The sequence below is a fragment of the Asanoa siamensis genome (assembly GCF_016862555.1).
Lineage (GTDB): Bacteria > Actinomycetota > Actinomycetes > Mycobacteriales > Micromonosporaceae > Asanoa > Asanoa siamensis.
In genome coordinates this window covers 128283-148784 of the sequence record NZ_BONE01000010.1, presented here as the reverse complement: position 1 = coordinate 148784, position 20502 = coordinate 128283, and the positions used below count along the sequence as shown (strand labels likewise).

The following is a 20502-nucleotide window of genomic DNA, read 5'->3' as shown; positions in this document are numbered from 1 at the left end:
GTACGACCTAGTGCCCCGGCTGGTCAGGCGGTGGTGCCAGTCGACCGCGGCCGGGTCGGTCAGTGAGGCGACCTGGTCGACCACCACCCGCAGCCGGGCCTGGTCGTCGCCGGCCGCCTTCCAGGCCGCCGCGAACGCCGGGTCGAGACCGCCGGGCGCGCGGTCGACCAGCGTGCCGACGAGCTCCGTCAGCACGGCGCGCTGCCGCTCGTAGCGCTCGTGCGCGCCGGGCCGGCGCATCACGTAGCGCAGCGCGATGGCCTTGAGCAGCGCGCACCGCATCCGGACGCGGGCCGGCACCATTAGGTCCGCCGCGTACCGGCGCAGCGGCCCGTCGCCGTGCGCGGCCCGGGTCGCCTCGACCGCGGCGGCCACGAAGCGACCGGTCAGCACGCTGGTCAGGCCCTTGAGCGCGGCCTGGGCCCGCTGGCTGCCGTCGTGGTCGGCGACCATGACCAGCGCCGGGTCGGCGAGCAGCTCGTCAAGAACGGGGGCGAGCTCCTCCGCCGGCTCGGGCGCGTAGGTCTCGGCCGCGGCCCGGCAGACCGCCGCCCGCTCGTCGGCGTCGTCGATCAACCGGCGCACCGGCACGTAGCCGCCGTGGATGCCGTCCTCGACGTCGTGCACCGAGTACGCGACGTCGTCGGCCCAGTCCATCACCTGGGCTTCGAGGCACCGCCGCTGCGGACCGGGCGCCGCCGCCCGCAGCCAGTCGAAGACCGGCCGGTCGTCGGCGTAGACGCCGAACTTGCGCCGGCCCGGCTGCCGCGGCCACGGATATTTGCAGGTCGCGTCGAGCGCGGCCCGGGTCAGGTTGAGGCCGGCGCCGTGCACCTTGGCCTCCAGGCGGGTCAGCACCCGCAGCGTCTGCGCGTTGCCCTCGAAGCCGCCGCACGAGCGGGCCAGCTCGTCGAGGGCGGCCTCGCCGTTGTGGCCGAACGGCGGATGCCCCAGGTCGTGCGCCAGACCGGCGACGTCGACCACGTCGGGGTCGCACCCCAGCCGCGCGCCCATTTCCCGGGCGATCTGGGCGACCTCGAGCGAGTGGGTGAGCCGGGTGCGCAGGAAGTCGTCCGTACCCGCCATGTGCACCTGGGTCTTGGCCGCGAGCCGGCGGAACGCGGCCGAGTGCAGCACGCGGGCCCGGTCACGCTCGTACGGACTGCGGCCGCCGCCGGTGTCCTTGACGGGCTCGACCACCCACCGCTCCGCGTCGCTGCTGCTCACATGGTCAACGCTAGCGTTTCGGCGACAGCACGCAGAACTCGTTGCCCTCCGGGTCGGCCAGGACGATCCACGAGACGTCCGGTGACTGTCCGATGTCGACGTGCCGGGCACCCATGTCGACGAGGCGCTCGACCTCGGCCTCCTGGTCGTCGGGGCGCAGGTCGACGTGCAGGCGGTTCTTGACGTCCTTGCCCTCCGGCACGGGCACGAACACCAGGCCCGGCACCTCGTCGGGCAACCGCCGGATCTCCACCTCGTCGGCCTTCTCGTAGGTGATCTGGTAGTTGAGCGCTTCGGCCCACCACCGGGCCAGCCGGGCCGGGTCGCGCGCGTCGACCACGAGGTTCTCCCAGCGGTTGCCCATGTATAACCTCCGATGCGGACGGCACGGCGGACGGAACGAGAAGGTGTCCGCCAGGTTACGCCCACGGTCGCCGGTGCGCCCGTTCGGTGGTCAACAGGCCTCGGAGCGGCACATGCCCATCTGCGCCCGATTTGCAACACCCGATCAGACGAGAGTTGCTAGACGATCGCCGAGGGTGAGACTACTGCGGACGATCTTCGCCCCGGAGTAGTTTCGCGGAAGCACATCGTCATGGCCGGCCTCTCCGCCGGCCCCGACCCGTTTACCCGGGATTCTCGTGCGCCCTCTGGCCGGAGCGGACACGCGAGGCACCGCCCGGGTGGAGGAGCACGTGTGTCCGGCATAGACGACTGCCTACGGCAGGCGATGACCATCCCTGGCGCCATCGGGGCGAGCGTGGTCGACTACACGACCGGTTTCGCGCTCGCGTGGGCGGGCAACGCGCCCACCGGCGACCCCGAAGCCTCCGCCGCCGGCTCGTCCGACGTGATCCATGCGGCGATCAATCGCGCGCCCTTCGCGTCGACGCGGCCGAACGACCTCGTCGAGGACGTGGTGATCACCACGCACGGCGGCTACCACCTGCTGCGGATGATCCGCACCGACTTCGACAGCCGGTTGCTCCTCTACGTGTGGCTCGATCGCCACGAGGGCAACCTGGCCGTCGCGCAACGGCGGATCCGCATCCTCGCCGACGACCTCGTCGCGGCCTGACCCGACCCGCACCCGGTGACCTACCTCCGCGCGGCCGCAGCCGTCCAGGACATGTCCCCTAGATCCGGAACGCCCGGAGCAATCGAGCTAGGAGGAGCGTTGGCAAAGTCCGTCCGGATCCCCCGCACGGGCTCGCCGCGGCGCGCCCTCACCCAACTGGCCGGTGCGGCCGCGACCGGCGCGCTGCACATCGGCACCGACGACTGTCTGTACCTCGTCAACGGCGAGGTGGTGTTCGCCGAGTCCGGGAGCTCGCCGAGCATCGGCGACCTGCTCACCGCCTCGGACCGGCTGGCACCGCAGACCTGGCTGGCCGCGCTGGCCACCGGCGGCGCGGTCGGCAAGGCCGACGTGCGCCCCGGCGCCTGGCTGGTCCAGCAGGGCCACCTGACCCACGGCGAGCTCGAGCTGTGCGTGCTCGGCGCGATCTACGACGCCGGCTACTTCGCGCTCGGCTCGGCCAGCGCGCTGCTGCGCTTCGTCGACGGCGAGACCCACGGCATGGGCGCGGTGACCTCGATCGACCCCGCGGTCCTGGTCCGGGAGGCGACCCGGCGGCGCAAGCTGCTCGACGAGATCTATCCCGAGCCGGGCATCGACCACGCGGTCGTCATCCCGGTCCGGCGGCCGCCGGTGCCCCGGGTGGTGCTCTCCGCGCTGCAGTGGGAGATCGTCGGCCGCGCCGACGGCACGCTGCCGCCGACGCGGCTCGCCCGCGAGCTGGGCCGGGCCGGCTACGCGGTGCTGACCGAGGTACGCCGCCTGGCCGCGGCGGGCCTGATCGCCCTACCGGCGGGCGCGATCCCGCTGGTGGTGCAACAGGCACCGCTGGCGGCGCGGCCGGCGCCCGTGCTGCCCCTGCCCGCGCAGGCGGAGCCACCCGGGCGCCCCGCCGCCCGCGGCGAGGCGGCGGTCCCGCTCCGCCGCCGCACGCCGGCCGCCGCGATCGCAACTGCCTCCGCTTCGGGCTCCGGCGCTGGTTCGGCCTCCGGTTTCGGCTCGGCCTCCGGTCCCGGTTCCGGCCCTTCGGCGCCCGGCTCCAGCCGCGCTTCGGCTTCCGAACCCGGCTCCGCTTCCGGCTCCGGCCCCGCGTCCGGTTCCAGCGCCGCTTCTGGCGGTGGTTCCGGCGCCGCTGCCGGCGGTGGCTCCGGGGCCGATGACAGTGCTCTGCCTATTCGGGCGGCCGTGCCCGCGCCGGCGCCGCCCGGGTCCCTGCCTCCACTGCCTCAGCGCGCTCCGGGTGAGCGCCTCCCCGAGATTCCCGACGCACAGCGGACCGTTCCACCGCCCGTCCCGGCCGACGAGGCGTTGCTCAAGCGGATCCGCACCGCGCTGAAGGCGCTGCGATGACCGACCGAGACGAGGCGAGAGCGTGAGCCGCGGACCGCCGGTGGCACCGGCACCGGACACCCACACCGAAGGAGAGAAACCGCCAGTGGACACCGATCGCGCCATCGCCACCGCGCTTCGCGCGCTGCGCGAGGTCCCGGACGTGGTCGGGTCGGTCCTGGCCGGCCCGGACGGACTGCTCATCGCGAGCGACGTCGACCGGGTCGAGCCCGACACCGTCGCCGCGATGGCGGCGGCCACGGTCGGGCTCGGCCGGCGCTTCGCCGAGACGCTCGGCCTCGGTGTCCACCGTGAGACGGTCATCCAGGCCGACGGCGGCTGCCTGGTCAGCTACGCGGCGGGTGCCGCGCTGCTGACGGTGGTCGCCATGCCCCAGGCCAACCTGGCCCTGGTGCACCGCTCCTCCCGCATGGTGGCGCACCGGCTCGGCGTACTCGTCGAGGCTCTCGCCGCCGAACCCCCGGGGCGCGCCCCCACCGGAAACCCGCCGCCGGCGCCGCCGGCGCGCGAACCACTGCCCCGCCGCAGCACCCGCACCAACGGACCGGGCCGACCCAGCGCTGCCCGGTCCTGAAATCGGCGCCAGACCGTCGTTCGGCTTCGACGGACGCGCCACGGTACGAACACAACGGAGGACAGGCTCATGACGGACATGGACACCGCACTCAAGGAATGCATGACGATCGAGGGCGCGATCGGTGTCGCGCTCGTCGACTACACCAGCGGGATGTCCCTGGGCGTGGTCGGCGGAGGCAAGGACCTCGACCTGACCGTCGCCGCGGCCGGCAACACCGACGTGGTGCGCGCCAAGCTGCGCACGCTCGAGATGCTCGGCCTCAAGGAGGCGATCGAGGACATCCTGATCACCCTCGACAACCAGTACCACCTGATCCGGCTGTTGACCGGTCGGGCCGGTAAGGGCCTCTTCCTGTACATCGCGCTCAATCGCCAGCGGGCCAACCTCGCGATGGCCCGCCACCAGCTCCGCAAGATCGAATCGGAGATGGAGCTCTAGCGAGCAAGGAACGGTCCGTTGTTAACGCATAGCGTTAACAACGGACCGTTCCTTTCGGGCTCAGCGGCTGTCGGAACCCTGCGTCTCGACGGCCGCGCGGCCGGCCTCCAGCCGGGCGATCGGCACCCGGAACGGCGAGCAGGACACGTAGTCCAGCCCGACCTCGTGGAAGAAGTGCACGGAGTCGGGGTCGCCGCCGTGCTCGCCGCAGACGCCCAGCTTGAGATCCGGCCGGGCGGCGCGGCCCTCGTCGACCGCGATCCGGATCAGCCGGCCCACGCCGTCGCGGTCGATCGACTCGAACGGCGAGATGCCGAAGATGCCCAGCTCCAGGTAGCGCCAGAAGAACGCGCCCTCGACGTCGTCGCGGCTGAAGCCCCACGCCATCTGCGTCAGGTCGTTGGTGCCGAAGGAGAAGAACTGGGCGGCCTCGGCGATCTGACCCGAGGTCAGCGCCGCCCGCGGCACCTCGATCATCGTGCCGATCAGCACCTCCACGCCGCCGTCGGCCACGACGTCCGCGATGATCCGCTCGGCCTCGGCGCGGACGGTCTCGAGCTCCTGCACGGCGCCGACCAGCGGCACCATGATCTCGGGCCGCGGCGTGCCACCGTCGCGGGCCCGCTGCACCGCGGCCTCGACGATCGCGCGTACCTGCATCGCGAACAGGCCCGGGATGACCAGGCCGAGCCGAACCCCGCGCAGGCCCAGCATCGGGTTCTCCTCGTGCATCCGGCGCACGGCGGCGAGCAGCTTCTCGTCGCGGCCGGCGTCCTCGCCGCGCTCGTGGGCGACCGCGACGTGCACGGCCAGCTCCTCCAGCGACGGCAGGAACTCGTGCAGCGGCGGGTCGATCAGCCGGATCGTCACCGGCAGGCCGTCCATCTCGCGGAAGATGTCGACGAAGTCGGCCCGCTGCAGCGGCAGCAGGTCGGCCAGCGCGGCCTCGCGCTCCTGCGCCGTCTGGGCCAGGATCAGCCGCTCGACCAGCTCGCGGCGGTCGCCGAGGAACATGTGCTCGGTGCGGCACAGGCCGATGCCCTGCGCCCCGAACCGCCGGGCCCGGGCCGAGTCGGTGCCGGTGTCGCTGTTGGCCCGCACCGCGAGCCGGCGCTTGGCGTCGGCGTGCGACATGATCCGGTGGACGGCCTTGACCAGCGCGTCGTCGGTCTGGTCAGGATCCAGCGTGCCCTCGAAGTAGCGGACCACCTCGGACGGCTGCACCGGCACCTCGCCGAGGTAGATCTTGCCGGTGGTGCCGTCGACCGAGATCACGTCGCCCTGCTCGACGGTCTGCCCGTCCACTGTGAACCGCCGGCCCCGGACGTCGACGTCGAGCGAGTCTGCGCCGCAGACACAGGTCTTGCCCATCCCCCGGGCGACCACGGCCGCGTGGCTGGTCTTGCCCCCGCGGGACGTCAGGATGCCCTGCGCCGCGATCATGCCGGGCAGGTCGTCGGGGTTGGTCTCGCGCCGCACGAGGATCACGTCGTCGCCGTCGGCCGCCAGCTCCTTGGCCGTCTGCGCGTCGAACACCGCCTTGCCGACCGCCGCGCCCGGTGACGCGCCGATGCCCTTGGCCAGCTGGTCGGGCTCGGCCGACAGGTCGAAGCGCGGGAACATCAGCTGGGCGAGCTGGGCGCCGTTGACCCGGTGCAGCGCCTCGTCGAGGTCGATCACGCCCTCGTCGACGAGCTGGCCCGCGATGATGAACGCCGCCGCCGCGGTGCGCTTGCCGACACGGGTCTGCAGCATCCAGAGCTTGCCGCGCTCGATGGTGAACTCGATGTCGCACAGGTCCTTGTAGTGCTCCTCGAGCGTGGCCATGATCCGCATCAGGTCGTCGTACGACGCCTTGTCGAGCCGTTCCAGCTCCTGCAGCGGCACGGTGTTGCGGATGCCGGCGACCACGTCCTCGCCCTGCGCGTTGGCCAGGTAGTCGCCGTAGACGCCCTGCGCGCCGGAGGCCGGGTCGCGGGTGAAGGCGACGCCGGTGCCGGAGTCGGAGCCGAGGTTGCCGAACACCATCGCCACCACGTTGACCGCCGTGCCGAGGTCGGCCGGGATCCGCTCCTGGCGCCGGTAGAGCACGGCCCGGTCGGCGTTCCACGACTCGAAGACGGCCCGGATCGCGAGGTCGAGCTGCTCCTTCGGGTCCTGCGGGAACTCCCGGCCGGTGTGCTTGGCGAAGATCTTCTTGTAGCCGTCGACAAGGCCGCGCAGGTCGTCGGCGTCCAGGTCGAGGTCGTTGTCGGTGCCCTTGGCCTGCTTCGCCGCGTCGAGGGCGTGCTCGAACTCGTCGCCCGGCACCTCGCAGACGGTCTTGCCGAACATCTGGATCAGGCGACGGTACGAGTCCCAGGCGAACCGGTCGTTGCCGCCGGCCTGCCGGGAGAGCCCGTCGACCGAGGCGTCGTTGAGGCCCACGTTGAGGACGGTCTCCATCATGCCGGGCATGGAGAAGGCGGCGCCGGAGCGCACCGAGACGAGCAGCGGGTCGCCGGGCTCGCCGAGCTTGCGGCCCATCGCCGACTCCAACGCGTCGAGATGGGTGGCGATCTCCTCGGCCAGCCCGGCCGGCTGGCTCCCCGAGTCCAGGTAGGCCCGGCAGGCCTCCGTGGTGATGGTGAAGCCGGGTGGCACCGGCAACCCGATGTTGTTCATCTCCGCGAGGTTCGCGCCCTTGCCGCCGAGCAGCTCGCGAAGATCTTTGTTCCCTTCCGAGAAGGCATAGACGAACTTTGTCACCGGTGTTCCTCCCACGCGCTCAACGCTGAACGACCAGTCAGTAACCATTCCCACCGTGGGCGCAGGTTAAGCGAGGTTTGCGGCCCGTTGGGAGCCCTCGGTGACTATTGGCACAACGCTACGCACACAGGCGGTTCGGGGAGCGTTTTCCCGAGCATTCCCGCGCAGCGCCGCCGCGCTCAGCTAGCCGACTGCCACAGCCCGATCAGGTTGCCCTCGGTGTCGGAGAAGTAGCCCGTGAACCCCATGTCGCCGACCGCCTGCCGGCCCATCCGGGTGGAGCCGCCGTTGCGTTCGACGGTGGCGAGGGCCTCGTCGATGTCGTCGACGTCGATCGTGACGACCGGGGCCGTGAACATCCCGCTGCGCTTCATCATCCCGCCGTTGATCGCGCCGGGATCCTTCGGACGCCCCTCCGGCGTGCTCGGCGTGGTGCCCAGCATCGCGTACGACATTTCGGGCATGTCTTGGATGTTCCAGCCGAAGGCCTCGTGGTAGAAGCGCTCGGCCCGCTGCACGTCGTCAGCCGGGATCTCGAAATGGGTGACGCTGCCCTTCATCGGACGACCTCCCTGGTCGGCCGGTGCGGTCGCGCTCCCCCGCTTTCGAGCCTACGACGCGCCGAGCAGCCGCCGGACCCGGTCGGCGCCCGTCGCCAGCAGCAGCGTGGGCAGCCGGGGCCCGGTCTCCTTGCCGATCAGCAGGCGGTAGAGCAGGGCGAAGAACGCACGCTGCGCGACCTTGAGCTCCGGGGTCGGCTTGACGTCCGCGGGCAGGCCGAGCATCTGCTTGGGTACGCCGTAGACGAGCGTCGTCAGGCCGTCGAGCGACCAGTGGTCGTCGAGCCCCGCCCGCAGCAACTCCAGCGACCGGCGCTGGTCGTCGTCGAGACCGTCGAGCAGCACGGTGTCGGCCTCCTCGCGGACCCGGGTGCGCTCGTCCGGCGTGAGCTGGGTGCGCACCCAGTTGCTGGCGCAGTCGAGCCGGGGCCGGGTCTCGTCGAGGTCCTTGACCGGGTCGGCCGGGTCCAGGTCGCGCAGGATCCGCAGCGTCTGGTCGTCGTTGCCGGTGGTGATGTCGACGATGGAGGCCAGGGTGCGGTAGGGCACCGGCCGCGGGGTCAGCGGAAGCGGCCCGGCGGCGGTGCTCGCCGACCGGCCGTGGGCGGCGAGGTCGCCGGTGGAGGCCGTGCCGTTCTCGACGCGGGTCGTGAGGCCGTCCCACTCGTCGTAGAGCCGCTGGATCTCCGCGTCGAACGCGATGTCGAAGGACTGGTTGGGCCGGCGGCGCGCGTACAGCCAGCGCAGCAGCGGCGGCTCCATGATCTCCAGCGCGTCGGCCGCGGTCGGCACCCCGCCCCGGGAGCTGCTCATCTTGGCCATGCCCTTGATGCCGACGAAGGCGTACATCGGACCGATCGGCGGCTCGGCGTCGAAGATCTCGCGGACGAGTTGGCTGCCGACGACGAAGCTGGAGCCCGGCGAGCTGTGGTCGACACCGCTGGGCTCGAACACCACGCCCTCGAAGGCCCAGCGCATCGGCCAGTCGACCTTCCAGACGAGCTTGCCGTAGTTGAACTCGGACAGCAGGACGGTCTCGGTGTGGCCGCAGGTGCAGGTGTAGGTCAGTGCGGTGGTCGCGTCGTCGTACGCGGTGACCGTCGTGGTGTCCTTGCCGCAGTCCTGGCAGTAGGGCTTGTAGGGGTAGTAGCCCGTGGCGGTGCCGCCGTCGTCCTCGCTCGCGGCGCCGCTGCCCTCGGCCGCCGCCGCCTCGTCGGGGTTGGTGATCTCCTTGGCGGGCTTCTTCTTCGTCCGGTAGCGGCCCAGGACCTCGTCGATCTTCGCGCGCTGCGCCATGGCGTGCAGGATCTGGGCACGGTACGCGCCGGACGTGTACATCGCCGTCTGGCTGATCGGGGTGACCTCGATGCCGAGCCGGTTCGCGGCCGCGATCATCGGCGCCTTGAAGTGCTCGGCCCAGTTGGGGTATTCGCTGCCTTCCGGCGCCGGGACCGCGGTGAGCGGCTTGCCGACGTGCTCGGCCCAGGACGGGTCGATGCCGCCCGGGACCTTCCGGAACCGGTCGAAGTCGTCCCACGAGAGCACGTGCCGCACGTCCCGGCCGCGCCGCCGGATCTCGTCGGCGACGAGGTGCGGGGTCATCAGCTCGCGCATGTTGCCGAGGTGCACGGGCCCGGAGGGGCTGAGCCCACTGGCACACACGATCGGCTTGCCGGGCGCCCGCTGGTCAGCCTCCGCGATCACCTCGTCGGCGAACCGCGCCACCCAGTCCGACTCGATCCCCTGCGCCACTTGTGCCTGCCCCTCCGCCCGCGTGTACCCGGACGAAATTACCGCACCGGCCCCGTGAGGTAGTCACGCAGGATCGGCGCGACGGCGGCCGGCGCGACGTCGTGGCTCTGGTCGGCGACGACCTGGTGGCGTGCCTCGGGGAGCAGGTCGGCGAGCTGGCGGCCGCTGGTGTGCATGAAGGGCTCGCTGTTGCCGCCGTTGAGCACCAGGGTCGGCGTGGTGATGGACTTCCACTCGGCCGGGAGCGGGCGGCCCGACATCGTGGTGCCGACGATCCGCCCGTCGTGCGAGATCGTGTCGGCGACGGCCTCCATGCCGGCCCAGCTCGGGTCGGCCTTCATGCCACCGATCCACTCGGCGGGGAGGCCGATGGCCTTCGTCATCAGGAGCTCGACGGCATCGCCCCGGCGGCCCTCGGCGACGGCCCGGTCGAGCTGCTCGACGTAGTCGTCCGGCAGCGGCGGGCGGCTGTCGTCGACGATGAACGGCGGGTCGTAGAGGACCGCCCTGGTGATCTCCGGGAGCTGCTGCGCGGCGCGCAGGGCCAGGATCGCCCCCGAGGAGATGCCATAGGCGTACGCGGAGCCGCCGTTGTCCTTGATCACCGCGGCGATGTCCTGGATCTCCTTGTCGACGCTGTAGGGCGCGGTGGCGCCGCTGTCGCCCCGGCCGCGGCGGTCGTAGTGGATCACGGTGAACTCGTCGGCGAGCAGGTCGAGCAGGCCCGCGTAGAGCGGGTCCCAGGCGCGGGTGCTGAGCACGGCGGGCACGAGGACGAGCGCGGGGCCGGTGCCGTTGCGGTCGTAGGTGATGGTCGTGCCGTCGGCGGAGGTGGTGGTGTGGGTGGTGGTCATGGCTTCTCCTTGGTGTACTGGACGGTTCAGTACTGGTGGACTAGACCGTACGGTACTCGCTTTGGAACTGGACTGTCTAGTACTCTGTGGCGCATGGACGAGACCCCCAGCCGAACCGAGCGCAAGCGGGCCCAGATCATGGACGCGGCGACGAGCGCGTTCCTGGAGCACGGCTACAAGGGCACGAGCATGGACCTGGTCGCGGCGGCGGCGCGCGTCTCGAAGCAGACGGTCTACAAGCATTTCGCCGACAAGGAGCAGCTCTTCCAGGCGATCCTGCTGGCCGCGATGGAGCCGACCGTCCAGCGCCTGACGTCCGCGGCCCCGGTCACGGGTGGCGACGACCTCGCCGCTGACCTGCTGGCCGTGACCCGCAACCTCGTGCAGGCGATCATGCGCCCGGAGGTGCTGCGCCTGCGCCGGCTGCTGATCGGCGAGTCGGCCCGCTTCCCGCTCTTCGGCGGGGCCTACTACGACCAGAGCTTCTCCGGCGGCCTCGCGGCCCTGGCCAAGCAGCTCTCGGTGCTGGCCGAGGGCGGCGGGCTGCGCCTGCCCGACCCGCTGGTGGCGGCCGAGCACCTGGCCGGCATGGCCCTGTGGGTGCCGATGAACCGGGCGATGTTCACGGGCTCGGACCAGCCGCTGTCGGCGGACGAGCTGGACCACTACTGCGGGGCGGCGGTCCGGGATTTCCTCGCCGCGTACGCGGCCGCCGCCTAGCCTCCCGAGTCGGCCATCTCCGCGCCCTCGGGGACCGTGTCGGCGTCGCGGGCCGCGAGCCAGCCGTCCGGGAGGGCGACCTTGCCCGGCGAGTTCGTGCGGCCGCGAGGCTGGCCCAGCGTCTCCAGCGGGAACGGCGCGTCGGCGTCGAGCTTGCCGAGCAGGTCGTCCAGCTCCGTGAGCGTCTCGACCATTGCCAGCGCCCGGCGGAGCTCGGAGCCGACCGGGAAGCCCTTGAGGTACCAGGCGACGTGCTTGCGGATGTCGACGCAGGCGTCGCGCTCGTTGCCGAACTGGTCCTTCAGCAGCTCGGCGTGCCGGCGGAGGACGCCGGCCACCTCGCCCAGCGTCGGGAGCGCGCGGCTCGGCCGGCCCGCGAACGCCGCTTCCAGGTCGGCGAACAGCCACGGGCGGCCCAGGCAGCCGCGGCCGACGACCACGCCGTCGGCGCCCGTGTGGGCGACCATCCGGAGGGCGTCCTCGGCCTCCCAGATGTCGCCGTTGCCCAGGGTCGGCACGTCGAGGGCCTGCTTGAGCGTGGCGATCGCGTCCCAGTCGGCGGTGCCCGAGTAGCGCTGCTGCGCCGTCCGGGCGTGCAGCGCCACCGCCGCCACACCCGCGTCCTGGGCGGCCAGCCCGGCCTCCACGTACGTCAGGTGATCGTCGTCGATGCCCTTGCGCATCTTGACCGTGACCGGAACCGCGCCCTCGGCGGCGTCGACGGCCGCGCGGACCAGGCGGGCGAAGAGCCGCCGACGCCACGGCAGCGCGGCGCCGCCACCCTTGCGGGTGACCTTGGGGACGGGGCAGCCGAAGTTGAGGTCGATATGGTCGGCGAGGTCGTCCTCGACGACCATCCGCACGGCGGCGGCGGTCACGTCGGGGTCGACGCCGTAGAGCTGCAGGCTGCGGGGCCGCTCGTCACCCGCGAAGGCGATCATCTTGAGCGTCTTGGGGTTCCGCTCGACCAGCGCCCGCGTGGTGATCATCTCGCAGACGTAGAGGCCGCCGCCCTGCTCGCGGCAGAGCCGGCGGAAGGCGACGTTCGTGATCCCGGCCATCGGGGCCAGGACCACCGGCGGGTCGACCTGGTGCGGGCCGAGGATCAGGGGTGTCACGCATCGAGCGTACGTTGTCGTACCCGTGGGGCATCCTGCCCTCATGGCCGACGCCCGCCTGACCGACGCGCAGATCCGCGCCCACCGCGTGGCGACGATGCCCGGCGTCCTCGACACGGGCATCCAGGACACACCACCGGCGACGGGCGGCGCCCGCGCCCTGGCGCTCCGCGGCCTCGACCCCGGCGGCCTGGTCCTGGTGCACTCGACCCGCGGCGCGATGCACCTGCACCGCGCGGCGACCCTCCCGGCCCTGGCCGCGGCGCTGCGCCCGGACTCGGCGGCCGACCTGCGCAGGCAGCAGTTCGGGCCGTTCTTCGCTGATCTACCGGTGCCGATCGGCACGGCCCTCGACGAGGTCGTGACCGCGATGGCTTCGGTGATGGCCGACGGCGCGCGCCGCAGCAAGGGCGACCTGTCGACGGCGCTGACGGGGGCGGTCGACCGCCGACTACGCCCGTGGTGCGCGGGTTGCGCGACGCACCACGTCCACGACGCTTTGTTCCGCCTGGCGTCGCTACAGGCAGGCTTACACCTGCTCCCCAACGGCAACGGCTCCGCCGACTTCGTCACCGGCGCAGGCAGCGGCCGCCCGTCGCCCCCGCCGGCGGAGGCAAGGCGTGAGCTGGTTCGTGGGTTCCTGCGCAACGCCGGGCCGACCGACCGGGACGGGCTCGCCGCCTGGCTCGGCCTCTCCCCCGCCGCGGCGCGGCGCTGGTGGTCGCTCGCCGACGTGGTCCCTGTCGACGTCGCCGGCCGCACGCTCTTCATGCATCCGGCGGACCTCGACGCCGCGCGCGCCGCCGCGCCGGCCGACGGGCTCTACCTGCTGCCGCCCTACGACCCGATTCTCGAGCTGACCGACCGCCGGCTGCTCGTGCCCGACCCGGTCCACCGCAAGCAGGTCTGGCGGGCCGCCGCCAACCCCGGCGTCGTGCTCGCCGACGGCGCGGTCGCCGGCACCTGGCGGCGGCGCGGCGGCACGATCACGGTGACCGCGTTCGGGCGGGGGCTGTCCCGGCGCCGGCTCGCGGCGGCGACCGAGGAGGAGGTGGTCGTGGCAGAGTCATAGGGGTGACCGACCACGTGCATGACGCCTCCTGCGCCGTCGCCCACGGCGACGCGCCAGAACCCCGCGACGAGCCGAAGACGCTGGTCGCCATCTTCGCCTCGCCGGTGTCGGCGCAGTTGCTGCGCTACGCGCTGGACCTCGGCTACCGCACCGTGCTCGTCGAGCCCGACCCGACGCGGACCGACCCGCACGCCGCCGAGACCGTCTCCACCCTGGACGCCGCGGGCCTCGACGACAACACCGACGTGGTGGTCTGCGACCACCACCGCGCCGAGATCGGCACGCTGCTGCGCGACACCCTGGCGGCCAAGACCCGCTGGATCGGCCTGATGGGCAACCCCCGCCACGAAGGTCCGCACATCAAGCCGCTGCGCGACCTGGGCGTCCCCGACGAGGAGATCGCCCGCGTCCACCGCCCGATCGGCCTCAACATCGGCTCCCGCACCCCGGCCGAGATCGCGATCGCCACCCTCGCGGGCCTGATCGCCGACCGCAACACCCGCCCGGGCGGCTTCGCCTTCTAAGGAACGGTCCGTTCTTAACGCTTTTCGCATAGGAACGGTCCGTTATTAACGCAAGCTCGGACCGTTGTCCACAGGCCGACCCGCGGCACGCGCTGGCCCGGCACCCTGCCCTAATGACATCCACCAACCGCATCGACATTTCGCCGCTCATTGAGCGGCAACATCAGATAGTTACCCGGGCGCAGTTGCTCGCGGCCCGATATGACGACATGGCCATCTATCGCCGAACCAGGTCGGCGCGCTGGCAGCGGGTGCTTCCCGGTGTCTATGCCGTGACGACGGGCGCGTTGACGGAAGAGCAGCGTCGGATCGCCGCCGCGCTCTACGTGGGCCCAGCAGCGCAGATGACGAACTTGGCCGCACTGGGTTGGTACGGCTTCCGCTACGCCCCTACCTCCGACCGCGTGCACATGCTGGTACCAGGCGACGCGCGACGGAAGTCATCCGGCCACGTTGTCGTGAGTCGAGCTTCCGAGCTTGATTCGTTTCCCCGCGACGCCGGCCTCTATCGGGTCTGTTCGCCCGCACGAGCAGTGGTCGATGCCGGAAGAGAGCTGCGTGAGATGCGTCCGATCCGGGCTATCACGGCTGAAGCGATCCAGCGGGGATTCACCGATCTCGTCGCTCTCAACGAGGAGGTGCGACGGGCGAAACGCAGCCGCACGGCCCTGATCCGGCGCGCTGTCGACGAAGTGAGCGCTGGCGTCCGGTCGGCGCCCGAGGCAGAGCTGCGCGAGTGCATGTCAGGGAGCGCGCTCTATCCGTTGCTGCGGTGGAACCCGATGCTACGGCTGGTCGACGGTTCGGTGCTGCCGACGCCGGACGGGTGGATCGCCGCCTCGGCGATCGCCATCGAGGTCGACTCACAGGAGTTCCACTACTCGCCTGACGGATGGCGACGCACCATTGACCGCCACAACGACCTCAGTCGCTACGGGGTGCTGGTACTTCACTTCACACCGGCGGAGATCCGTGCGAAACCGGCCCGTGTGCGCCAGGTGATCGAGGACGCGCACAATGCACGCCACCTCGCGCGCGTCGCCTGCGAGGTGTTAACAACGGACCGTTCCTATGCGAAAAGCGTTAACAACGGACCGTTGCTTCCCTAGAGGCGCTCGAGGAGGTAGCGCTCGATCTGGCCCAGGGACACCCGTTCCTGGGTCATCGTGTCGCGGTCGCGGACCGTGACCGCGTCGTCGGTCAGCGTGTCGAAGTCGACCGTCACGCAGTAGGGCGTGCCGATCTCGTCCTGCCGCCGGTACCGCCGGCCGATCGCCTGCGAGTCGTCGAACTCCACGACCCAGCGCGTGCGCAGCAGCGCCGCCAGGTCGCGGGCCTTCGGCGACAGGTCCGGGTTGCGCGACAGCGGCAGCACCGCGACCTTGACCGGCGCCAGGCGCTTGTCGAAGCGCAGCACCGTCCGCTTGTCGACGCCGCCCTTCGTGTTGGGCGCCTCGTCCTCGTCGTAGGCCTCCAGCAGGAACGCGAGGACCGCGCGGGTCAGACCGGCCGCCGGCTCGATCACATAAGGGACCCAGCGCTCCTTCTTCTCGGGGTCGAAGTAGGACAGGTCGACGCCCGAGTGCTTCGAGTGCGTGGTCAGGTCGAAATCAGTGCGGTTGGCGATGCCCTCGAGCTCCGCGAACTCGGTGCCGCCGAACTGGAAGCGGTACTCGATGTCCACGGTCCGCTTCGAGTAGTGCGACAGCTTCTCCTTCGGGTGCTCGTAGAACCGCAGGTTGGCCTCCGACAGGCCGAGGTCGCGGTACCAGTTCCAGCGCTCCTGCAGCCAGTATTCGTGCCACTTCTCGTCGGTGCCCGGCTCGACGAAGAACTCCATCTCCATCTGCTCGAACTCGCGCGTACGGAAGATGAAGTTGCCCGGCGTGATCTCGTTGCGGAACGACTTGCCGACCTGTGCGACGCCGAACGGCGGCTTCTTGCGGGCCGCGGTCGCCACGTTGTTGTAGTTGACGAAGATGCCCTGGGCCGTCTCGGGCCGCAGGTAGTGCATGCCCTCCTCGTTCTCCACCGGGCCCAGGAACGTCTTCATCAGCCCGTTGAACATCCGCGGCTCGGTGAACGCGCCCTTGACGCCGCAGTTCGGGCAGTTGATCTCGGACAGGCCGGTCGGCTGCCGGTCGTGCTTGGCCTCGAACGCCTCCTCGAGGTGGTCGGCCCGGAACCGCTTGTGGCACGACTGGCACTCGGTCAGCGGGTCGACGAACTCGCCGATGTGGCCGGAGGCGACCCACACGTCACGGGCGAGCACGACGGCGGAGTCCAGGCCGACGATGTCGTCGCGCTGCTGGACCATCGACCGCCACCACTGCCGGCGGACGTTTTCCTTGAGCTCGACGCCGAGCGGACCGTAGTCCCAGGCCGACCGGGTGCCGCCGTAGATCTCGCTGGAGGGGAAGACGAAGCCACGGCGCTTGGCGAGGCTGACGATGGCGTCGATGCGGTCGGCGGGCATGGGTTCCTCCTACGCCGACTGGCGGTCGGCGGGGGCGTCAAGGGACAGTCACACAAACGACCACTCGACGGTACGGTTACCCGCCAGGCGACCGCGACCGAGATTAGTCGGTGACGCCGCACACCTCGAACTCGCCTGTCCCGCTGTCCTGCGCGAGGACGAACCGCAACGTCACCCGCGACCCCGAGGCATAGACCACGTCGACCGGCACCACGATGTCGGTCGAGGTCGTCTGCGTCTCGCGCACCTGGAACGAGTCGATCCGCGGCGCCAGCGACTCCGTGTCGGCGAAGGCGTCCGGGGTCTGCGCGCGCTGGCGGTCGTCACAGAGCAGCGCGTACGCCTCGCCGTATTCCGCCCGTTCGAGCGCGTCGACGTAGTCGGTGACCACCACCCGGGCCCGCTCGTCGATGGCCCGGATGCCGAAGACCCCCAGGCCGGCGACCGCGGCGGCCCCGCCGCCACAGCAGAGCAGCACGAACAGGCCGGCGGCACCGAGCCCCAGCCAGAGTCGGTTGGTGCGGCCCTCGGTCGGCGGAGCGGCGAACGGCGGCACGACGCCCGGACCCCGCGGCGGCACGGGCGGCGGCTGCGGCGCCCAGATGGGCGCGACAGGCGGGCCGGAGACAGGCGGCGGGCCGGAGACGGGCGTGGGCGGGCCCGACGGCGGGCCGGGCGGGATCTCCGGCGGGCCGGGCGTCGGGTTCATGTTCACCAGCGTAATGCGAGGAGGCTCACCGGCCGGGTCCTACCGACCTGTCGCTGGCCATGGTGATCACGGACCCGCCGGGCTCCGCGGTCGCCAGCGCCTCGAACGCCGACGGCTCGTCGAGCGACTCCGCCAGCAGCGGCGTCGCGTGCACCTTGACGTCGAACGCGCCCAGCGCCCGCCGGTACGTACCGACCGACTCCCACTGCGTGACCAGGCACCACGCGGTCGGCTCGTCGAGCCCGCGGGTGAGCTGCCCCGACAGGTAGCCGGGCCGGGCGGCCAGCGCCGCCAGGGCGGCGTGGGCCCGCTGCGTGAACCCGTCGGCGGCGTCCTCGTCGACCACGAACCGGTTGACGACCAGCACGGGCGAACCTCCTCGTAGAGTGTCGGGATGCAGCCTACGCAGCCGGATCTCGCGCGGCGCCTGGCCCGGGTGAACCCGACCAAGGCGTTCCTCGCGGCGCTGGCGTTCATCCTGGCCGGGCTCTTCCTGCCCGGCATCATCGGCGGCCTGGTCCTGCTGCTGCTCGCCGCCGGCCTGATCGCGCTGGCCCGGATGACCTGGGCGGTGCAGGCCCCGCAGGCCCGCGTCATGCGCCTCGTCCTGATCACCGCGCTCATCGGCATCGCCGTACTCAAGATCCTCTGATCACCCGTTCGCCAGAACGCATGCGTTTTTGACAATCAATTTCATTGTCGGCGACAGTTGAGGCATGCGCCGCCGCCGTACCCTCTCCGTGGCCATGGCCGGTCTCGCGGCTCTGGCCGTGACCGGCGTCGGGGCCTGCACCACCGGCTCGGCCGCCGCCCCCGGCAAGGTCGACGTCGTCGCCGCCTTCTATCCCCTGCAGTTCGTCAGCGAGCAGGTCGGCGGCGCGCACGTCGCGGTGACCAACCTGGCCAAGCCCGGCGCCGAGCCGCACGACCTCGAGCTGACCGCCCGCCAGGTGGGCCGGGTCTCCGACGCCGACGCGATCGTCTACCTCGCGGGCTTCCAGCCGGCCGTGGACGACGCGGTCGAGCAGGTCGGCGGCGACCGGGCGTTCGACGTCAGCACCGCGGTGCCGCTGCTGAAGGCCGGCGAAAGTGATCACGTCCACGGCGACGAACCGGAGCACCACGACGAGGACGCCGCGAGCGACCCGCACGTCTGGCTCGACCCGACCCGGCTGGCGACGATCGCCGACCAGGTCGCCGACCGGCTGGGCGCCGCCGACCCGGACCACAAGGCCGACTACGCCGCCAACGCCGCCGCGCTGCGCACCCGTCTCGAGAGCCTCGACCGCGACTACGAAGCCGGCCTGGCCACCTGCCAGCGGCGCGAGCTCGTCACCGGGCACGCCGCGTTCGGCTACCTCGCCGACCGCTACCACCTGGAGCAGGTCGGGCTGACCGGGGTGACCCCCGACACCGAGCCGGCGCCGCAGCGGCTGGCCGCCGTCGCCGACGAGGCGCGGGAGCACGGCGCCACCACGATCTTCTTCGAGACGCTGGTCAGCCCGAAGGTCGCCGACACGATCGCCCGCGAGGTCGGCGCCCGGACCGCGGTGCTCGACCCGATCGAGGGCCTGCAGCCGGGCGCGACGGGAGACTACTTTTCGATCATGCGCGAGAACCTGACCGCCGTCCGCACGGCCCTGGACTGCACATGACCGCCCCCGTCGTCGAGGTCACCAAGGCCGTCGTCGGCTACGACGACCGGATCGTGCTGCGCGACGTCTCGCTGACCGTCGAGCGCGGAGACGTCGTCGCGATCCTCGGCGCCAACGGCTCCGGCAAGTCCACGCTGGTCCGGTCGATCCTGCGCCTGGTGCCGCTGAGCGCCGGCGAGATCACGCTCTTCGGCGACCGCAGGTTCAAGAGCTGGGAGCGCGTCGGGTACGTGCCGCAGCGGATCGGCGCCGGTGCGGGCGTCCCGGCCACCGTGGCCGAGGTCGTCGGCTCCGGCCTGGTCGCCCGCCGGGGCATCTTCCGCCTGCCGCGCGCCGCCGACCGGGCCGCCGTCGCCCGCGCGCTCGCCGCCGTCGGCCTCGCCGACCGGGCCGGCGACCCGGTGGCCAGCCTCTCCGGCGGCCAGCAGCAGCGCACGCTGATCGCCCGGGCCCTGGCCGGCCAACCCGAGCTGCTCGTCCTCGACGAACCGACGGCCGGGGTCGACGCCGCCAGCCAGGCCGCCTTCGCCGGCGCGCTGGGCGAGTTCGTCGCCGGCGGCGGCACGGTGCTGCTGGTCGCGCACGAACTCGGCCCGCTCAAGCCGGTGATCAGCCGCTGCGTCGTCGTACACCATGGGGAGATCGCCCATGAGGGTCACGTGCCCGCGCCGGCCGGCCATCACGCCGACCCGGGCCACGACCACGTCCACCCGCACGCGCCCGCCGAGCAGGGGATGTGGGGAGCATGAGCATCTTCGCCAACGAGTTCATGATCCGGGCGCTGATCGGCGCCGTCGTGATCGGCCTGACCGCGCCCGCGCTCGGCATCTACCTGGTGCAGCGCCGGATGTCGCTGATCGGCGACGGGGTCGGCCACGTCGCGCTGACCGGCGTCGGCGTCGGCCTGCTGCTCGACAGGTCGCCGGTGCTGACCGCGGTCATCGTGTCGGCGATCGGCGCGATCGCGATCGAGCTGATCCGGGAACGCGGCCGCACCTCCGGTGACGTGGCGCTGGCCCTGCTCTTCTACGGCGGCATCGCGGGCGGGGTGATGCTGGTCGGCCTGTCCGGGAGCCGGAGCAACGCCAACCTGATGACGTACCTCTTCGGCTCCCTGGCCACCACCTCGCGGTCCGACCTCGTCCTGATCATCGTGCTGGGCGCGGTGGTCCTGGGTCTCGCCCTCGGGCTGCGCCCGGCGCTCTTCGCGGCCAGCCACGACGAGGAGTACGCGCGGGTCTCCGGCCTGCCGGTGCGCGCGCTCAACCTGCTCGTCGCGGTGCTCACCGCGGTCACCGTGACGATCTCGATGCGCGCGGTCGGCCTGCTGCTGGTCAGCGCGCTGATGGTGGTGCCGGTCGCGACCGCGCAGCAGGTGGCCCGCGGGTTCGTCGCCACGATGGGCCTCGCGATGGTGCTCGGCGTCGCCGCCGCGGGCTCCGGCGTCTGGCTGGCCTGGGAGATCGACACCGCTCTCGGCGCGACGATCGTCGTACTCGCGATCGCCGGTTTCCTGCTCGTCGCCCTGGGGGTGGCCGCCGTCCGGGCCGTCCGCAAACGCGCCGCGCTGCGGGCCGCCAGACCCGTCGCCGCCGAGCCGGAGCCGCACGAGGTCGTCCTTGACCGGGGCTGAGCTACCGTTCC

Annotated in this window: 22 protein-coding genes; 12 read left to right on the top strand and 10 right to left on the bottom strand. The window is 71.9% G+C overall.

What is annotated here, in order from left to right; all coding sequences use genetic code 11:
- A partial coding sequence (locus Asi02nite_RS09265; protein ID WP_203711766.1) for a deoxyguanosinetriphosphate triphosphohydrolase occupies positions 1 to 1227 on the bottom strand: 1227 nt, incomplete at its 3' end.
- Between the two features lie 10 nt (positions 1228 to 1237).
- Entirely contained in the window at positions 1238 to 1591 is a 354-nt protein-coding gene (locus tag Asi02nite_RS09260) for a VOC family protein (RefSeq protein ID WP_203711765.1), read from the bottom strand.
- Between the two features lie 333 nt (positions 1592 to 1924).
- Here Asi02nite_RS09260 and Asi02nite_RS09255 point away from each other — a divergent pair, with 333 nt between their 5' ends.
- From Asi02nite_RS09255 to Asi02nite_RS09240, 4 genes are all read left to right on the top strand, one after another.
- Positions 1925 to 2305 carry a hypothetical protein gene (locus tag Asi02nite_RS09255; RefSeq protein ID WP_203711764.1) on the top strand — a complete coding sequence of 127 codons (381 nt, stop codon included), beginning with the start codon at positions 1925 to 1927 and terminating at the stop codon, positions 2303 to 2305.
- Positions 2306 to 2404: 99 nt separating this feature from the next.
- The gene (locus Asi02nite_RS09250) at positions 2405 to 3655 is read left to right on the top strand and encodes an ADAM 12 protein (protein ID WP_239126590.1); all 1251 of its coding nucleotides are present in this window, start codon (positions 2405 to 2407) and stop codon (positions 3653 to 3655) included.
- 85 nt (positions 3656 to 3740) lie between these two features.
- Entirely contained in the window at positions 3741 to 4229 is a 489-nt protein-coding gene (locus Asi02nite_RS09245) for a roadblock/LC7 domain-containing protein (protein ID WP_203711762.1), read from the top strand.
- Between the two features lie 69 nt (positions 4230 to 4298).
- Complete coding sequence (locus Asi02nite_RS09240; protein ID WP_203711761.1) at positions 4299 to 4670, top strand: hypothetical protein; 372 nt, start codon at positions 4299 to 4301, stop codon at positions 4668 to 4670.
- A gap of 60 nt (positions 4671 to 4730) precedes the next feature.
- On the opposite strand, the gene ppdK is transcribed toward Asi02nite_RS09240, so the two are convergent.
- The 4 genes from ppdK to Asi02nite_RS09220 all read right to left on the bottom strand — a co-directional run bounded on the left by ppdK (position 4731) and on the right by Asi02nite_RS09220 (position 10584).
- Positions 4731 to 7466 carry a pyruvate, phosphate dikinase gene (gene ppdK / locus Asi02nite_RS09235; protein ID WP_203711760.1) on the bottom strand — a complete coding sequence of 912 codons (2736 nt, stop codon included), beginning with the start codon at positions 7464 to 7466 and terminating at the stop codon, positions 4731 to 4733.
- Positions 7467 to 7597: 131 nt separating this feature from the next.
- Entirely contained in the window at positions 7598 to 7978 is a 381-nt protein-coding gene (locus Asi02nite_RS09230) for a VOC family protein (protein WP_203711759.1), read from the bottom strand.
- 51 nt (positions 7979 to 8029) lie between these two features.
- Positions 8030 to 9730, bottom strand: coding sequence for a lysine--tRNA ligase (lysS, locus tag Asi02nite_RS09225; RefSeq protein ID WP_203711758.1), 1701 nt, complete (start codon positions 9728 to 9730; stop codon positions 8030 to 8032).
- A 38-nt stretch (positions 9731 to 9768) separates the two neighbouring features.
- The gene (locus tag Asi02nite_RS09220; RefSeq protein WP_203711757.1) at positions 9769 to 10584 is read right to left on the bottom strand and encodes an alpha/beta fold hydrolase; all 816 of its coding nucleotides are present in this window, start codon (positions 10582 to 10584) and stop codon (positions 9769 to 9771) included.
- Positions 10585 to 10677: 93 nt separating this feature from the next.
- Here Asi02nite_RS09220 and Asi02nite_RS09215 point away from each other — a divergent pair, with 93 nt between their 5' ends.
- Positions 10678 to 11304 (top strand): TetR/AcrR family transcriptional regulator, encoded by a 627-nt coding sequence (locus tag Asi02nite_RS09215; RefSeq protein ID WP_203711756.1) that lies wholly within the window; start codon positions 10678 to 10680, stop codon positions 11302 to 11304.
- Here Asi02nite_RS09215 and dusB read toward each other — a convergent pair.
- Entirely contained in the window at positions 11301 to 12467 is a 1167-nt protein-coding gene (gene dusB / locus Asi02nite_RS09210; RefSeq protein ID WP_203711755.1) for a tRNA dihydrouridine synthase DusB, read from the bottom strand. The two genes, Asi02nite_RS09215 and dusB, sit on opposite strands and share 4 nt — an antisense overlap.
- Here dusB and Asi02nite_RS09205 point away from each other — a divergent pair.
- The 3 genes from Asi02nite_RS09205 to Asi02nite_RS09195 all read left to right on the top strand — a co-directional run bounded on the left by Asi02nite_RS09205 (position 12466) and on the right by Asi02nite_RS09195 (position 15127).
- Positions 12466 to 13494 carry a DNA glycosylase AlkZ-like family protein gene (locus tag Asi02nite_RS09205; protein ID WP_203711754.1) on the top strand — a complete coding sequence of 343 codons (1029 nt, stop codon included), beginning with the start codon at positions 12466 to 12468 and terminating at the stop codon, positions 13492 to 13494. The genes dusB and Asi02nite_RS09205 overlap by 2 nt on opposite strands.
- A 2-nt stretch (positions 13495 to 13496) precedes the next feature.
- Positions 13497 to 14018 carry an XdhC family protein gene (locus Asi02nite_RS09200; protein WP_239126588.1) on the top strand — a complete coding sequence of 174 codons (522 nt, stop codon included), beginning with the start codon at positions 13497 to 13499 and terminating at the stop codon, positions 14016 to 14018.
- Between the two features lie 113 nt (positions 14019 to 14131).
- A complete protein-coding gene (locus Asi02nite_RS09195) occupies positions 14132 to 15127 on the top strand; it encodes a type IV toxin-antitoxin system AbiEi family antitoxin domain-containing protein (protein ID WP_239126587.1) in 996 nt (331 codons plus the stop codon).
- Here the strand turns inward: Asi02nite_RS09195 and Asi02nite_RS09190 are convergent.
- The 3 genes from Asi02nite_RS09190 to Asi02nite_RS09180 all read right to left on the bottom strand — a co-directional run bounded on the left by Asi02nite_RS09190 (position 15124) and on the right by Asi02nite_RS09180 (position 17570).
- Positions 15124 to 16494 carry a glycine--tRNA ligase gene (locus Asi02nite_RS09190; RefSeq protein WP_203711753.1) on the bottom strand — a complete coding sequence of 457 codons (1371 nt, stop codon included), beginning with the start codon at positions 16492 to 16494 and terminating at the stop codon, positions 15124 to 15126. The genes Asi02nite_RS09195 and Asi02nite_RS09190 overlap by 4 nt on opposite strands.
- A gap of 103 nt (positions 16495 to 16597) precedes the next feature.
- Positions 16598 to 17203, bottom strand: a complete 606-nt coding sequence (locus Asi02nite_RS09185) for a hypothetical protein (protein WP_239126586.1) — start codon at positions 17201 to 17203, stop codon at positions 16598 to 16600.
- A 25-nt stretch (positions 17204 to 17228) separates the two neighbouring features.
- A complete protein-coding gene (locus Asi02nite_RS09180; RefSeq protein ID WP_203711752.1) occupies positions 17229 to 17570 on the bottom strand; it encodes an antibiotic biosynthesis monooxygenase family protein in 342 nt (113 codons plus the stop codon).
- Between the two features lie 27 nt (positions 17571 to 17597).
- On the opposite strand from Asi02nite_RS09180, the gene Asi02nite_RS09175 reads away from it, so the two are divergent.
- The 4 genes from Asi02nite_RS09175 (at position 17598) to Asi02nite_RS09160 (ending at position 20491) form a co-directional block, all read left to right on the top strand.
- Positions 17598 to 17855 (top strand): DUF6703 family protein, encoded by a 258-nt coding sequence (locus tag Asi02nite_RS09175; RefSeq protein ID WP_203711751.1) that lies wholly within the window; start codon positions 17598 to 17600, stop codon positions 17853 to 17855.
- Positions 17856 to 17919: 64 nt separating this feature from the next.
- Positions 17920 to 18858, top strand: a complete 939-nt coding sequence (locus Asi02nite_RS09170) for a metal ABC transporter substrate-binding protein (RefSeq protein WP_203711750.1) — start codon at positions 17920 to 17922, stop codon at positions 18856 to 18858.
- A complete protein-coding gene (locus Asi02nite_RS09165; RefSeq protein WP_203711749.1) occupies positions 18855 to 19607 on the top strand; it encodes a metal ABC transporter ATP-binding protein in 753 nt (250 codons plus the stop codon). Before Asi02nite_RS09170 ends, Asi02nite_RS09165 begins: the two co-directional genes overlap by 4 nt.
- Positions 19604 to 20491 carry a metal ABC transporter permease gene (locus tag Asi02nite_RS09160; protein ID WP_203711748.1) on the top strand — a complete coding sequence of 296 codons (888 nt, stop codon included), beginning with the start codon at positions 19604 to 19606 and terminating at the stop codon, positions 20489 to 20491. The genes Asi02nite_RS09165 and Asi02nite_RS09160 overlap by 4 nt, the downstream gene beginning before the upstream one ends.
- Positions 20492 to 20502 lie beyond the last annotated feature (11 nt).

What these genes read in the sequence shown, in the direction of transcription:
- Asi02nite_RS09215 (WP_203711756.1), top strand. Translation starts at nt 10,678, where the DNA reads ATGGACGAGACCCCCAGCCGAACCGAGCGCAAGCGGGCCCAGATCATG.
- Asi02nite_RS09175 (WP_203711751.1), top strand. Translation starts at nt 17,598, where the DNA reads ATGCAGCCTACGCAGCCGGATCTCGCGCGGCGCCTGGCCCGGGTGAAC.
- Asi02nite_RS09220 (WP_203711757.1), bottom strand. Translation starts at nt 10,584, where the DNA reads ATGACCACCACCCACACCACCACCTCCGCCGACGGCACGACCATCACC.
- ppdK (WP_203711760.1), bottom strand. Translation starts at nt 7,466, where the DNA reads ATGGTTACTGACTGGTCGTTCAGCGTTGAGCGCGTGGGAGGAACACCG.
- Asi02nite_RS09170 (WP_203711750.1), top strand. Translation starts at nt 17,920, where the DNA reads ATGCGCCGCCGCCGTACCCTCTCCGTGGCCATGGCCGGTCTCGCGGCT.
- Asi02nite_RS09190 (WP_203711753.1), bottom strand. Translation starts at nt 16,494, where the DNA reads ATGCCCGCCGACCGCATCGACGCCATCGTCAGCCTCGCCAAGCGCCGT.
- Asi02nite_RS09195 (WP_239126587.1), top strand. Translation starts at nt 14,132, where the DNA reads ATGACATCCACCAACCGCATCGACATTTCGCCGCTCATTGAGCGGCAA.
- Asi02nite_RS09260 (WP_203711765.1), bottom strand. Translation starts at nt 1,591, where the DNA reads ATGGGCAACCGCTGGGAGAACCTCGTGGTCGACGCGCGCGACCCGGCC.
- dusB (WP_203711755.1), bottom strand. Translation starts at nt 12,467, where the DNA reads ATGAGGGCAGGATGCCCCACGGGTACGACAACGTACGCTCGATGCGTG.
- Asi02nite_RS09185 (WP_239126586.1), bottom strand. Translation starts at nt 17,203, where the DNA reads ATGAACCCGACGCCCGGCCCGCCGGAGATCCCGCCCGGCCCGCCGTCG.
- Asi02nite_RS09205 (WP_203711754.1), top strand. Translation starts at nt 12,466, where the DNA reads ATGGCCGACGCCCGCCTGACCGACGCGCAGATCCGCGCCCACCGCGTG.
- Asi02nite_RS09165 (WP_203711749.1), top strand. Translation starts at nt 18,855, where the DNA reads ATGACCGCCCCCGTCGTCGAGGTCACCAAGGCCGTCGTCGGCTACGAC.
- Asi02nite_RS09240 (WP_203711761.1), top strand. Translation starts at nt 4,299, where the DNA reads ATGACGGACATGGACACCGCACTCAAGGAATGCATGACGATCGAGGGC.
- Asi02nite_RS09230 (WP_203711759.1), bottom strand. Translation starts at nt 7,978, where the DNA reads ATGAAGGGCAGCGTCACCCATTTCGAGATCCCGGCTGACGACGTGCAG.
- Asi02nite_RS09160 (WP_203711748.1), top strand. Translation starts at nt 19,604, where the DNA reads ATGAGCATCTTCGCCAACGAGTTCATGATCCGGGCGCTGATCGGCGCC.